Source organism: Streptomyces axinellae, assembly GCF_039532135.1.
Lineage (GTDB): Bacteria > Actinomycetota > Actinomycetes > Streptomycetales > Streptomycetaceae > Streptomyces > Streptomyces axinellae.
Genome location: NZ_BAAARJ010000018.1, coordinates 98,977 through 112,766, shown reverse-complemented (window position 1 = coordinate 112,766; position 13,790 = coordinate 98,977). Strand labels below are relative to the sequence as shown.

Sequence of the window (13,790 nt, the reverse complement as noted above, 5' to 3'; positions counted from 1 at the left end):
TCACCTGCCCTGAGCTGGGAGTCCCTCTAGATCATTTGGGAGATATTCGGGAGCCCCGACCTCGAAGGCAACGTGTAGCGAGAGTGTATGCAGACCGTAGGGAGTCAGGATGCGATGCGGAACGAAACCGACCACATGGCCCCATGAACTGCACAGATGCTGCCGCAAGGCAGGTCAAGAGCTGGATCCCGCGTTCGCGGAGAAGCTCCTCAACTTCATCATCGCCGAGGTCATCAGACACCACGAACAGATCGCACAGACGGGCTCTGCCGGCGGCGGAGAAGCGGACGAAACCTCCTGAGGCGTCGGCGGCGGACCTCCCCTGACGCATGGCGTTCCCTTGGGCGAGGCCACGCCCGGCCCGGCACCGGACCTGGCGGCAGCCCTCAGCGGCGCATGCTGATCAACTCGTACAGGTGGTGTTCGATGTTCGGGTTGGGCTCGCCGGAGGACGCCGCGAGCAGTCGGGGGCTCCATCCGTTTTCCTCGGCGGTGTGGACCAGCGCCGCGTGGTCCCCCATGTCCGAGAAGCCGAGGAACGCCCGGCCGCCGGGGGCGAGCCGGCCGCCTACCCCGCTGAGGTAGGCCCGCAGGCAGCGGTGCCCGACGTCGCAGATGGTGTGGGCCCCGGTGTCCAGCGCGGAGGGGTCGTCGGCCGGAACCGCGGCATACGGCAGGCTCCAGAAGACCGTATCGAAGCGCAGCTGTGGGGGAATGTCCGCGAAGCAGTCGCTGACCTGCGCGCTGACGGCTTCCGCCCCGTGGAGGCGGGCGTTGTGCAGGGTGTTGTCCACCGCCGCGGTGTCCAGATCGACGGCCAGTACCTTCCGGCACCCGGCCAGCGCCGCCTCCACGGCCATGACTCCGCTGCCGCAGCCGACATCCAGGAACGTGCCCCCTTCGCGCTGCGGCACCGCACGGCTGAAGAAGCCGGTGCTGTGGCTCTGCATCGGGGAGAACACCCCGGGAAACAGATCCCACTCCCGCCCCAGCAGACTGAAGCGCCGCCGGTAGGTGACATCTCCCCTCAACAGCGCGAGCCAACTGGCCCCACCGACAGTCGCCGCCGCCCCCGGATCTCCGTTCACCATCAAATCCACCCCTCACCGATGACCGCCAACATGCCGTCCAGCGCGACAAGTTGTGGTGGGGGTCTGCTCACACCCGCGACCGTGAACCCTCACACCGGCCCGAATCACCTGACAGCGGGGGCTTGCGAACACAGAACCGGCCGGACCGCCCCGCCGTCGCCCGGCCCCGCGAGCCGGGCCCGGCGACGAGCTTCCGGGGCCCGCCGCTACCGTCGCCCTCGTCCGGGTGCTGCTGCCCGTCGTCCTCGTCCGGGTGCTGCTACCCGTCGTCCTCGTCCGGGCGCCGTTACCTGTCGTCCTCGCCCAGGCGGTGCACCCGCACCAGATTGGTCGAGCCCGGGACGCCGGGCGGGGAGCCCGCCGTGATGATCACGAGGTCCCCGCGGTCGCACCGCCCCAGCTTCAGCAGCAGCTCATCGACCTGGTCCACCATCTCATCGGTGCTCTGCACCATCGGCCCGAGGAAAGCCTCCACGCCCCAGGTCAGATTGAGCTGCGAGCGGGTGGCCGGGTCGGGGGTGAAGGCCAGGACGGGGATGGGGGAGCGGTAGCGCGAGAGCCGCCGCACCGTGTCCCCGGACTGGGTGAAGGCGACGAGATACTTCGCGCCGAGGAAGTCCCCCATCTCCGCCGCCGCCCTCGCCACGGCCCCACCCTGGGTACGCGGCTTGCTGCTCTGCGTCAGCGGCGGCAGGCCCTTGGCGAGCATCTCCTCCTCGGCCGCCGAGACGATCCTGCTCATCGTCCGTACCGTCTCCGTGGGGTACTTGCCCACGCTGGTCTCACCCGAGAGCATCACCGCGTCCGTGCCGTCCATGACCGCGTTGGCCACATCCGAGGCTTCGGCGCGGGTGGGGCGCGAGGCGTCGATCATCGAATCCAGCATCTGCGTCGCCACGATCACCGGTTTGGCGTTACGCCTGCACAACTTGACGGCGCGCTTCTGCACCAGCGGCACCTGCTCCAGCGGCATCTCCACGCCGAGGTCGCCGCGCGCGACCATGATCCCGTCGAAGGCGTCCACGATGGACTCAAGGTTGTCCACCGCCTGCGGCTTCTCCACCTTGGCGATGACCGGCAGCCGCCGGCCCTCCTCCGCCATGATGCGGTGGACGTCCTTGACGTCGTGCCCGCTGCGCACGAACGACAGGGCGATGACGTCGGCACCGGTGCGCAGCGCCCAGCGCAGATCCTCCACGTCCTTCTCGGACAGGGCGGGCACCGAGACGGCCACGCCGGGCAGGTTGAGCCCCTTGTGGTCGGAGACCATGCCGCCCTCGATGACGATCGTGCGGACGAGCGCGCCCTCGACGCCGGTCACCTCCAGGGTGACCCGGCCGTCGTCCACCAGGATCCGCTCACCCTTGGTGACGTCCGCCGCCAGGCCCTCGTAGGTGGTGCCGCAGACCGAGCGGTCGCCCTCGCACTCCTCGACACTGATGGAGAACTCATCGCCCCGTTCAAGGAGTACAGGACCTTCCCGGAACCGGCCGAGACGGATCTTCGGGCCTTGAAGGTCCGCGAGCACACCGACACTGCGCTTCGTCTCCTCCGAGGCGGCGCGCACCCGGTGGTAGCGCTCCTCGTGTTCCGAGTGCGTGCCGTGACTCATGTTGAGCCGGGCGACGTCCATTCCCGCTTCCACAAGCACCTTGATCTGCTCGTACGAGTCGGTGGACGGGCCCAGAGTGCTGACGATCTTCGCTCGGCGCATGGTCCGAGCCTACGACTTACCCGTGCGTAGAGCGCCCTTGCCCGCCAATTGGCCAACCGCCTTTCAGCGAAAGGCCATTGGTCAACTAATAAAGTGCGCACTCATATGCTCTGATGAGCGTTCGGGGCATCTCCTCTACGGCGCCCCGAACGCCCCAGGCGCCCCGGATACTCCGCCCGCCGCCCGCTCAGTCGAGTACCGGACGACTCATCACGAAGCGGGCGTTCACATGCGCGCGCACCGTCTGCCGCTGCGGCTCCAGCGCGAGCGGCGTCACCTCCGGCGCACCGCCCCCGTAACCCGAGCGCATCATCCCGCCCGGCGCCGCCGGCATCGGCGGCGCCCCGCTGTTCTCCGCCCCCAGATCCGCCAGCTCCACCAGCGCGACCAGCGAGGCACCCAGCGCCCCGGCGTACTCCCGCGCCCGGGTCACCGCCTCCCGCACCGCCTGCTGCCGTGCCGTACGGTGCGCGGCCGAACCCGGCCGCAGCGCCCACGCCGGCCCCTCCACGGTCGTCAGCTCCAGATCCGCCAGCCGCGTCGTCAGCTCGCCCAGCACCGTGAAGTCCCGCACCACCGCCGTCAGCCGCACCCGCCCGTGATAGGCGTGCACCCGCTCCCTGCGGCCCTTGTCCGTCAGCTCCGGCTGCACACTGAACGTGCCGGTCTCCAGCTTCTCGACCGCCTCGCCGTAGCCCCTCACCAACTCCAGCGCCCGCGCGTTCCGCTGCGTCAGATCCTCCAGCGCGGTCCGGCGGTCCGTACCCCGCGCGCTGACCGTCACCCACACCCGCGCGATCTCCGGGTCGAACTCCAGCACCGCCTCACCCCGCACCGCCACCCGGGGCGCCTCCGGGGTCCCGTAGGGAACCGCGCCCCGCGCCGCGGCCCCCGACCCGACCCCCGGGGACCCTGCCCCCGCCTCGGAGTCGGGACCCGAATCGGAGTCGGGATCGGGACCGGAGGAGATGAACGGGGGCGGTGGCGGCGGTGGCGGTATCGTCATACGCCCACTGTCGCAGACCTCCCCGCCGCCCCCGCACCCGAACGGGCCTCCCGCAGCCCGAAGCTGGTGAACGCCGTACGCCTCGGCAGCGGATACACCTCCTCACCCCGCAGCGCGTTCAAAATCACCGCACTGCGATGCGCCGCCAGCCCCAGATCGGGAGCCCCCACCCCGTGCGTATGCCGCTCGGCGTTCTGCACGAACACCGAGCCCGTCACCGTGCTGTCCAGCACCAGCTTGAACTCCGCGTCCACACACAGCCGTTGAGAGGAGTCCCGGTGCAGATACGGCTCCAGCGCCGCCAGCATCCCGTCCGCCGGCCGCTCCCGGTAGCCGGTCGCCAGCACCACGGCATCCGTCACCAGCCGGTCGTGCTCCTCCTGATCGGCGTGCTCCAGGCGCAGCTCCAGCCGCGAGGTGCCCAGCCGCCCCGCCGTCCGCACCCGCACCCCGGGCATCAGCACCGCGTCCGGCCAGCCGCCGTCCAGCGTCCTGCGGTACAGCTCCTCGTGCACCGCCGCCAGCGTCTCGTGGTCCACCGCCTTGTGCAGCTGCCACTGCCGCGGCAACAGCCGGTCGCGCACCCGCTCCGGCAGTCCGTGGAAATAGCGCGTGTAATCCGGCGTGAAGTGCTCCAGGCCCAGCTTGCTGTACTCCATCGGCGCGAACGCGCCGCTGCGCGTCAGCCAGTGCAGCCCCTCGCTCCCGTGCGGACGCCGCCGCAACAGGTCCAAGAACACCTCGGCACCCGACTGCCCCGACCCCACCACCGTCACATGCCGCGCCTCCAACAGCCGCTCCCGGTGCGCCAGGTACTCCGCCGAGTGGATCACCGGCACCGACGGTGACTCCGCCAGCGGACGCAGCGGCTCGGGCACATGCGGCGCCGTACCGATGCCCAGCACCAGATTCCGCGCGTACGACCTTCCCAGCGCCTCCGCCTCGCCCCGCGCGTCGAGCTGTGTGAAGTCCACCTCGAACAGCCGCCGTTCGCCGTTCCAGCGCACCTCGTCCACCTGGTGCCCGAAATGCAGCCCCGCCAGCCCCTCGCTCACCCACCGGCAATACGCGTCGTACTCCGTACGCTCCATGTGGAACCGCTCCGCGAAATAGAACGGGAACAGCCGGTCGCGCTCCCGTAGGAACCGCAGGAACGACCACGGGTTGGCCGGGTCGGCCAGCGTCACCAGATCGGCCAGGAACGGCACTTGAAGCGTCGCGCCCTCGATCATCAGCCCCGGATGCCAGCGGAAGTCCGGCCGCTGCTCGTAGAAGGCGGCCCGCAGCCCTGGCACACCCTGCCCCAGCGCGGCGAGCGAGAGATTGAACGGGCCGATGCCCACCCCCGCCAGATCCAGCGGCTCCTCCTCGCCCCCGACCGGCCCGGACCCCGACAAGCCCCCGACCGGGCCCGGCCCCGACGACGGCGACCGCTCCGGCCCGCTCGCCGCGCCCCCGGCACCCGTGCTCGCCGCGCCCGCAGCCGACGAGTACGCCGCACCCGCCGGGTACGCCACGCCTCCATCCGCCGTGCTCGTCGCACTCCCGGCCGCCGCGCTCGCCACCGTCGCCGGACCGGCTGCCGCCGGACCCGCTGCGCCCGGTCCTGCCGCCGCGCCGGGCTCCTTGCCCGGATCCGCCGCCGCGCCGGGATCCGCGCCCGGATCCGCCGCCGCGTCGGGCTCCGTGCCCGGCCCCGCCGCCGCGCCTGGCTCCGCGCCCGGCCCCGCTGCCACCGCTTCCGTTTCCGTGTCCCTCACGCGCGTGTTCCCTCCACTACCGCTACCGCTTCCTCGGCTGCCGCGTCACCCGTGTCACCCGCGAACGCCCCACAGACCGCCGCCCCGTGCGCCGCCCCGCCGGCCACTTTCTCCGCCGCCGCACGCTCGGCCACCACCTCGTCCGCCACTTCCTCCACCAGCTTCAACAGCGCCGCCAGCTCCGCCTCCCGCACCCACGGGTTCAACAGCGTCGCCTTCAGCCACAGCCCGTCGCCCAGCGAAGCGCGCCCCAGCACCGCCAGCCCCCGCTCCAGCAGCCGCCGCCGCACCGCCGCCACCACCGCGTCCCCGGCGCGCGCGGGACGGAACAGCACCGTCGAGAGCATGGGCCGCGCGAACAGCTCGAACCGCCCGTGCGCCGCCACCAGATCCGCCATCCGGCCCGCCACCTCGCAGGTGCGCTCCACCAGCTCCCCCACCCCGGAACGGCCCAGCGCCCGCAGCGTCACCGCCACCTTCAGCACATCCGGGCGCCGCGTCGTCCGCAGCGAACGCCCCAGCAGATCCGGCAGACCCGCCTCGGTGTCGTCGTCCGCGTTGAGATAGTCCGCACGGTGATCCAGCGGACGCAGCGCCGCACCGTCCGGCACCACCAAGAACCCCGCCGCCACCGGCTGCCACCCCAGCTTGTGCAGGTCGAACGTCACACTGTGCGCCCGCTCCACCCCCGCCAGCCGGCCCCGCAACCGCTCACTGAACAGCAGCGGCCCCCCATAGGCCGCATCCACATGCCAGCGCGCACCATGCCGCGCCACCACCGCGCCGATCTCCGGCAGCGGATCCACATCACCCGCGTCCGTCGTGCCCGCCGTCGCCACCACCAGCGCGGGCGCCCCGGCCAGCCCCGCCAGCGCCTCCTCCAGCGCCACCGGATGCAGCACCCCCCGCGGCGCCGGCACCACCAGCGGCGGCTCCAGCCCCAGCAGCCACGCCGCACGGTGCACACTGTGATGCGCGTTGGCCCCGCACACCACCCGCACCGCGCGCCCCGCCCCGGCCTGCCGCGCACACTCCCTCGCCAGCAGCACCGCCAGCTGATTGGCTTCCGTACCGCCCGTCGTCACCAGCGCGTCCGGAACCGGACCCGCCCCGGCCCCCTCGGCGGACCTCGACGGCGGGACGGGACGCCGAGCCGGATACACCAGCCGCCCCAACTCCCCGCACACCAGGCCCTCCAGCTCCGAGGCGGCCGGTGCCTGGTCCCACGAGTCCATCGACGGGTTCAGCGCACTGGCGGCCACATCGGCGGCAGCCGCCACCGCCAGCGGCGGACAGTGCAGATGCGCGGCGCACAGCGGCTCAGCCGGATCCGCCGCACCCCGCGCCATCGCACCCACGAGAGCGTCCAGCGCCTCATGCGCCCCCGCCCCCCGCTCCGGCAGCACGGCCCCGACCGCGGTACGCACATCCGCGGCGACCGCCGCCGGACCGCCGGCGGGAAGCGGACCTCCACGCTCGGCGGCACCCGAGGCAAGCGCGTCCAGCACCGTTTCCAGCAGCGGACGCAAGGCAGCGGGACCCGCTGCCCCGCCCGCCGGCCAACCGGCATCCTCGGAATCATCGACGGCGAACGCAGACATGGGCGGGCTCTTTCATGCACGGCGACCGGAACGGCCGGAACGGTACGACCAGGAGTTGGACTGTCAGCCCGACGGAAGGGAACTGCCAGTACGGCCACGGGTAGTTAGGTGGCCCTAACCTATTCGCCGGTCGCGCGCCCCCGGACGAACTCCGGGCTTGTTCGCCCGAAGGTGGTACTCCGGTACGGGCGCTCCCCGCCCGATCTGATAAGGAAGCCGCATCCGCCGACGAGAGAGCCGCGCCTGACGACGCGGCACGCGCCTGACCACGCGACAAGAGCCCGGCCCCGCAAAGGAACAGCGCCGCGCGTCACCCCCGACACCTTCCCGCACCCGCGCCCCGCGAGACGGCCCCCACCCGCCTCACCCGCGATGGCGCCCCCGCACCCGCCTCACTCGCGACGGCCCGCGCCCCGCCTCACTCCCCGGCCGCCTCCCGCACCCGCAGCGCCCGCCGCAGATCATCCAGATGGTCCGCCACCCGACGCCGCAGCGCCGGCTCCGGACTCCGCGAGGCCAAGAACGCCTCACCCCGCGCCAGCGTCCCCCCGTCCACCGACGTCACAGGGAACGCGTAACGCCCCGCCAACTCGGCCAGCGAAGCACCACGGCGCGCCGCCACCCGCACCGCGTCCTCGAAGAAGCGCGCCGGATAATCCTCCAGCAGCGCCGTCTGCTCCGGCTGCCAGAACCCCCGCGCCGTCGCCGTGAACAGGTAGTTCGACAGCGCGTCCCCCGGACCGAACATCGCCTCCCACGCCGCCGCCTTGCCCGATGCGCTCGGCAACGCCGCAAGACAGCGCGCCGCACTCTGCTCACCCGTCGCACTCCGGTCCGCGGCCCGCGCCTCCTCGATGTCCTCAGCGCCCACAGCGCCCAGCACCGACAACCGCGACAACAGCCGCCACCCCAACTCCGCGTCCAGCACAGGCCCACCCGGCACCTCACCCGCCGCACGCCACGCCGCCAGCTCCCCGGCCTCCGTCGCGGAGTCGATGAAATACCGCACCGCCGTCAACCGCAGCCCCGCACCCGCCCCCTCGCCCACATCCGCACCCGCACCCGAACCCGAATTCACACCCGCGCCGCCACCCGAGCCCGTACGCTCCAGCACCTCACCGCACAACCTCGAGATCAGCCCCAACGCCGCCACCCGCGCCTCCGGCCCCAGAAAACGGTCGGCCACCTGCGCCCGCGCGAACGCCAGCACCCCCGCCACCACCGCGCCGTCCGACTCCGACGGCAGATGCTCCCGCGCCACCCGCACAAACTCCAGGGGCGGCAACTCACCGTCCCGCACCATGTCCCGCGCCGCGTTCCACACCACCGAACGCGACAACTGCCCCGGCAGCCCCGACAGCCCCGGCAGCGAAGCAGTCAGCGTCTCCCACGACACCCGGTCCAGCCGGACCTTCGCATACGTCAGATCCAAGTCATTGACCAGCACCAGATCCGGCCGCGGCCCCGCCAACGTCACCAGCGTCCGGCCACCCCCGGCCGGCACATCCCGCTCCACCCGCTCCCGCAGCACCAGCCGCCGCTCATCCGCCGGTGCCTTGTCATACAGCCCCAACGCCAGCCGGTGCGGCCTGCTGCCCCGATGCTCCAGATCCACATACCACTGTCGCTCCGCCGACTCGCCCACCCGCGAAACCAGCGTGTCCACACCCGTCGTCCGCAGCCAGCTCTCCGCCCACGCCCGCACATCCCGTTCCGAGGCCCGCGCCAGCGAATCCAGGAAATCGGCCAGCGTCGCATTGCCGAAACGGTGCCGCGCGAAATGCTCGTTGATCCCCGCCAGGAAACTCTTCTCACCCAGCCACACCACCAACTGACGCAGCGCAGAAGCCCCCTTGGCATAGGAGATCCCGTCGAAATTCTGCCGCGCCGCCGCCGTATCCGGCACATCATCCGGAACTGGTGCCACCGGATGCGTCGAGGACCGCTCGTCCGCCTCATATCCCCAGCTCTTGTACGCCAACGCGAACTCCGTCCACGCATCCGTGAACCGCGTCGCCTCGCTCAGCACCTGAAAGCCCATGTACTCGGCGAACGACTCGTTCAGCCAGATGTCGTCCCACCAGCGCAGCGTCACCAGATCGCCGAACCACATATGCGCCATCTCATGAGCGATCACCATGCCCCGGGCCTGCCGCTCGGTATCCGTGACCGCCGAACGGTGAATGAACTCGTCCCGGAACATCACCAGCCCCGGATTCTCCATCGCGCCCACATTGAACTCCGGAACGAACGCCTGGTCGTAGGAGTCGAACGGATACGGCTCGTCGAAAATCTCGTGATACCGGTCGAAACACCGGCGCGTGACATCCAGCAACTCCGCCGAATCCGCCTCCAGATACGCACCCAGCGACCTGCGCACATGCAGCCCGAACGGCAACCCCGCGTGCTCCGTGCGCACCGAATGGAACGGCCCCGCCGCCACCGCCATCAGATACGTACTGATCGGCGGAGTCGCCGCGCACTCCCAACGCCCGCCGTCCGCCCGCCGCGACACCCCGTTCCCCAGCACCGTCCACTCCTCCGGCGCGGTCACCGCCACCCGGAACTCCGCCTTCAGATCCGGCTGGTCGAAACACGCGAACACCAGCGGCGCATCCGACATACAGCACATCGTGTAGACGTAGGTGCGGCCATCCTCCGGATCCGTGAACCGGTGCATGCCCTCGCCCACCCGCGAGTACGCCATCTCCGCCACGACACGCAGCTCGTGCTCCCCCTCCGCGAGCCCCCGCAACGGCAGCCGCCCCCCGCGCAACCCCCCGGGATCCACCGCCACCCCGTCGAGCTCGGCCGCCACCAGCGTCACCGGCCGCACCTCGACGAACGCCTCCGCCCCCGCCTCGCGCACAGCGAACCGCACCACGGTCGTGGACCCGAAGACGTCCTCCCCGCGCGTCAGATCAAGATCAACCGCGTACTGCTGCACCTGGAGAACCTGAGCTCGGCTCTGCGCTTCCTCGCGCGTCAACACGGACATGCGGGCCATGGTGCCGCACCAGCACATGAACGCGTCAGCTCTTGGGGCCGATGTGCCGGTCCATGAGCGCGACGGAGTGTTTGCGGGCTACGGAGATGGCGTAGGCGCCCTTGCGGTTCTGGCTACTGGTCCATCCGACGCCGAGGGTGTCGAGTGTGTCGCAGTAGAGCCGGGCGATGTCGTGGGATTTGTTGGCGAAGAAGTACCGCGGGTACTCGTAGCGCTTCCGGACCCCGCCAACCGACTTCGTGGTCCAGTTGATGATCCGGCAGCCGTCGGAGTGGACGAGCCCTCGGACCAGCTCCCATGGATGGGCGTCCACGAGTTCCCGCTGCCACGGCTCCAGCGCAATCCGGCGCTGGTACTTCTTGCCGGGGCCGTGCTGGGGGAAGAGGCAGGGCCAATGGCTGGAGTACGCGGTGACGGCCACGCAGCCCGGAGCCTGGACACGGTTGACGCTGTTGCCCGGGCGTACGGCGCGGATCGCGCGCTCACACTCGTCGATGAGCCCTGGCCAAGCGTTCGCGCAGGAGATGCGGAGGGTATAGGTGCGGGCCAGACGGCTGACGCAGCCGTCTCCCAGATAGAGGCCCAGCAGGTAGCTGTAGGTGGCGGGCTCTTCCGGCGGTCGGGGAGAGGGCGAGCAACGGGGGCATGCGCTCTTCCGCGCGAGCGGGTGCAGCCGTTGTTGCCAGGAGCGAAGCGCCCAGCGGGAGATGCCTGTCTCTTTGCTCACGGAGTTGATGCTGCGCCCCTGGGCGATCAGGGCGAGGACGCGCTTGCGGGTAGCGATCTCGTACATGGGCACAGGATTCGATGACCCGTGCGGATCACTAGAGGTATCAGGGGTCATTCGTCCGATACGGCGAAGCTAGCGCGTATCGGTTGCGACCTTGGAAACGAAGGTAAAGTGCCCCGGGTCGGATTCGAACCGACACTATATACTGTTTGAGAGTATCGCCTCTGCCGTTGGGCTACCGGGGCTTCCTTCGGAGCGAAGGTGTACGGCCACCCGCTGCGCCAACACTCTACAGGACCTGGGTAGGCTCGTACCTCCCACCTTTGCGGAAACGAGGAGCCCAGTGAGCGCCGCGGACGTCCCCGAGTCTGAGAGTGCAGAGAGCGCCGAGCCCATCGAGGCGGGCGCTGAGACGAGTGGTGGTGAGCACGTGCCTCCGGCCACGACGCGGGTTGTGATCGCGGAGGACGAGGCGCTGATCCGCATGGATCTCAAGGAGATGCTGGAGGAGGAGGGCTATACCGTCGTCGGCGAGGCCGGGGACGGGCAGGCTGCCGTCGAGCTGGCCCGGGAGCACCGTCCTGACCTGTGCATTCTCGATGTGAAGATGCCGGTCCTCGATGGCATCTCGGCGGCGGAGAAGATCGCCGAGGAGAGCATCGCGCCGGTGCTGATGCTGACCGCGTTCTCCCAGCGCGAGCTGGTGGAGCGGGCCCGGGACGCCGGTGCGATGGCGTATCTGGTGAAGCCGTTCAGCAAGAGCGATGTGGTGCCGGCGATCGAGATGGCGGTGTCGCGGTTCACGGAGCTGAAGGCGCTGGAGTCGGAGGTCGCGGATCTCTCCCAGCGGCTGGAGACGCGCAAGCTGGTGGACCGGGCCAAGAGCGTGCTCCAGACCCAGTACGGGCTGACGGAGCCGGCGGCGTTCCGCTGGATCCAGAAGACGTCGATGGACCGGCGGCTTTCGATGCAGCAGGTCGCCGAGGCGGTTATCGCCGATGGCGAGGAGCGCAAGAAGTCCAAGGAGAAGTAGTCCGGGCAGTCCGGGCAGTCCGGGTGGTCCCAGTGGCCTGAGTGGTCCCGATGGTCCGAGGAGGGCGACTGGGGCAAGTGGGGCGAAGAGTTCGGGCGGGGCGGGTGCCGGGCCCGTGAGGGCCGCGGGCCCCGTTACGGGGTGGCGTGCACGGCGCGGGCGGGCCCACGGGTGCCCGTCCGCGCCGTGCGCTGTCTCAGTTCCCCATGCCGGCTCAGTCCTCCCCGAGGTATGCCTTGCGTACCGACTCGTCGTGCAGGAGTTCTTCGCCGGTACCCGAGAGGGAGATGGTGCCGATCTCCATCACGTGGCCGTGGTCGGCCAGCGCGAGTGCGGCCTGGGCGTTCTGTTCGACGAGCAGGATGGTGGTGCCTTGTGCCTTCAGCTCGCTGATCGTTGACATGATCTTCTGCATCATGATCGGCGAGAGCCCCATGGAGGGTTCGTCGAGCATGAGGAGTTTGGGCTGGGACATCAGGGCGCGGCCCATGGCGAGCATCTGCTGTTCGCCGCCGGAGAGGGTGCCGGCGGCTTGTTTGCGGCGTTCGCCGAGGATGGGGAAGCGTTCGTAGGCGCTGTGGATGTCCCGGGTGACGCCGTCGCTGTCTTTGCGGAGGAACGCTCCGAGCTGGAGGTTTTCCTCGATGCTGAGCCGGGGGAAGATGCGGCGGCCTTCGGGGGAGTGGGCCAGGCCCATGGAGACGATCTTGTGGGCGCCGACTCCGTTGAGTGGCTGTCCGTCGAAGGTGATCTTTCCGGTGAGTGGTTTGAGCAGGCCGGAGAGGGTGCGCAGGGTGGTGGTCTTGCCTGCGCCGTTGGTGCCGATGAGGGTGACGACTTCGCCGGCTTCGACGGAGAAGGTGATGCCTTTGACGGCTTCGATCTTGCCGTAGGCGACGCGGAGGTCCTCGACTTCGAGCAGGGCCATCAGTCCTCGTCCCCTTCGCGCGGGTGCGTCTCGTCGTGGACCTGTGTTTCGTCGTGGACGTGTGCTTCGGCGGCCCGGACTTCTGCCGCCTCGGCTTCGCCGGGTTCGCCTTCGAAGGGTGTGCCGAGGTAGGCGGCGATGACGCGTTCGTCGTTCTGTACGGTCTCGGGCGTGCCCTCGATGAGTTTTTCTCCTTGGACGAGGACGGCGACGCGGTCGCAGAGGTTGAAGATGAAGCGCATGTCGTGCTCGATGACGAGTACGGCGGTGCCTTGTTGGCGGATGGCCAGGACGAGTTCGCGGGTGGCGGTGGTCTCGCCCGCGGTCATGCCGGCGGTGGGTTCGTCGAGGAGGAGGAGTCCGGGTTCGCTGGCGAGGGCGCGGGCGATTTCCAGCTTGCGCTGTTCGCCGTAGGGGAGGTTGCGTGCGAGGTGTTCGCGTTTGTCCTGGAGTCCGGTGAAGCGGAGCAGGTCCATGGCGCGGTCTTCGGATTCGCGTTCGGCGCGGCGGAAGCGGGGGCCGCGCAGGAGTGCGGAGAAGAGGCCCTCGCTGGTGCGGGTGTGGCGGCCGACGAGGACGTTTTCCAGGACGGTCATGTTGGCGAAGAGCCGGATGTTCTGGAAGGTGCGGGCGATGCCGGCCTGGGTGACGAGGTGGGAGCGGTGGGGCAGGACGGTGCCCCGGTAGCGGACGACGCCTTCGGTGGGGGTGTAGAGGCCGGTGAGGCAGTTGAAGAAGGTGGTTTTGCCGGCGCCGTTGGGGCCGATGAGGCCGAGGATTTCGCCGGCTCGTACGTGCAGGCCGACGTCGCGGACGGCGGTGAGACCGCCGAAGCGCATGGTGACTCCCGAGGCGTCGAGCACGGTGTCGCGGCCGGCGCCGGGTGCGGTGGTGTCCGCGGGTGTGGTGGTGGTCGTCAT

General features: G+C 70.3%; 10 protein-coding genes, 1 tRNA gene and 1 pseudogene. 2 read left to right on the top strand and 10 right to left on the bottom strand.

Annotated features, from left to right (window positions below; genetic code table 11):
* Positions 1 to 178 precede the first annotated feature (178 nt).
* Positions 179 to 301: pseudogene (locus tag ABD339_RS24985) on the top strand (chorismate mutase); the annotation flags it as partial.
* A gap of 85 nt (positions 302 to 386) precedes the next feature.
* Here the strand turns inward: ABD339_RS24985 and ABD339_RS24980 are convergent.
* From ABD339_RS24980 to ABD339_RS24945, 8 genes are all read right to left on the bottom strand, one after another.
* Positions 387 to 1,091, bottom strand: a complete 705-nt coding sequence (locus ABD339_RS24980) for a 50S ribosomal protein L11 methyltransferase (protein WP_344568822.1) — start codon at positions 1,089 to 1,091, stop codon at positions 387 to 389.
* Positions 1,092 to 1,377: 286 nt separating this feature from the next.
* Positions 1,378 to 2,805 carry a pyruvate kinase gene (pyk, locus tag ABD339_RS24975; protein WP_344568820.1) on the bottom strand — a complete coding sequence of 476 codons (1,428 nt, stop codon included), beginning with the start codon at positions 2,803 to 2,805 and terminating at the stop codon, positions 1,378 to 1,380.
* A 187-nt stretch (positions 2,806 to 2,992) separates the two neighbouring features.
* Positions 2,993 to 3,811 (bottom strand): SIMPL domain-containing protein, encoded by an 819-nt coding sequence (locus ABD339_RS24970; RefSeq protein WP_344568819.1) that lies wholly within the window; start codon positions 3,809 to 3,811, stop codon positions 2,993 to 2,995.
* Positions 3,808 to 5,208, bottom strand: coding sequence for a lysine N(6)-hydroxylase/L-ornithine N(5)-oxygenase family protein (locus ABD339_RS24965; RefSeq protein WP_344569032.1), 1,401 nt, complete (start codon positions 5,206 to 5,208; stop codon positions 3,808 to 3,810). The genes ABD339_RS24970 and ABD339_RS24965 overlap by 4 nt, the downstream gene beginning before the upstream one ends.
* A 359-nt stretch (positions 5,209 to 5,567) precedes the next feature.
* Positions 5,568 to 7,172: a pyridoxal phosphate-dependent decarboxylase family protein gene (locus ABD339_RS24960; RefSeq protein WP_344568818.1), complete on the bottom strand. Its 1,605-nt coding sequence runs from the start codon at positions 7,170 to 7,172 to the stop codon at positions 5,568 to 5,570.
* 418 nt (positions 7,173 to 7,590) lie between these two features.
* The gene (gene pepN, locus ABD339_RS24955; RefSeq protein WP_344568817.1) at positions 7,591 to 10,170 is read right to left on the bottom strand and encodes an aminopeptidase N; all 2,580 of its coding nucleotides are present in this window, start codon (positions 10,168 to 10,170) and stop codon (positions 7,591 to 7,593) included.
* 34 nt (positions 10,171 to 10,204) lie between these two features.
* A complete protein-coding gene (locus tag ABD339_RS24950; protein ID WP_344568816.1) occupies positions 10,205 to 10,972 on the bottom strand; it encodes a transcriptional regulator in 768 nt (255 codons plus the stop codon).
* A 109-nt stretch (positions 10,973 to 11,081) separates the two neighbouring features.
* A tRNA-Leu gene (locus ABD339_RS24945) sits at positions 11,082 to 11,154 on the bottom strand.
* Between the two features lie 149 nt (positions 11,155 to 11,303).
* Here ABD339_RS24945 and ABD339_RS24940 point away from each other — a divergent pair.
* Positions 11,304 to 11,942, top strand: coding sequence for an ANTAR domain-containing response regulator (locus tag ABD339_RS24940; RefSeq protein ID WP_425576088.1), 639 nt, complete (start codon positions 11,304 to 11,306; stop codon positions 11,940 to 11,942).
* Positions 11,943 to 12,156: 214 nt separating this feature from the next.
* Here the strand turns inward: ABD339_RS24940 and ABD339_RS24935 are convergent, their stop codons facing one another.
* Both ABD339_RS24935 and ABD339_RS24930 read right to left on the bottom strand, forming a co-directional pair.
* Positions 12,157 to 12,873: an ABC transporter ATP-binding protein gene (locus ABD339_RS24935; protein WP_344569030.1), complete on the bottom strand. Its 717-nt coding sequence runs from the start codon at positions 12,871 to 12,873 to the stop codon at positions 12,157 to 12,159.
* Positions 12,870 to 13,790, bottom strand: a complete 921-nt coding sequence (locus ABD339_RS24930) for an ABC transporter ATP-binding protein (RefSeq protein ID WP_344568814.1) — start codon at positions 13,788 to 13,790, stop codon at positions 12,870 to 12,872. The genes ABD339_RS24935 and ABD339_RS24930 overlap by 4 nt, the downstream gene beginning before the upstream one ends.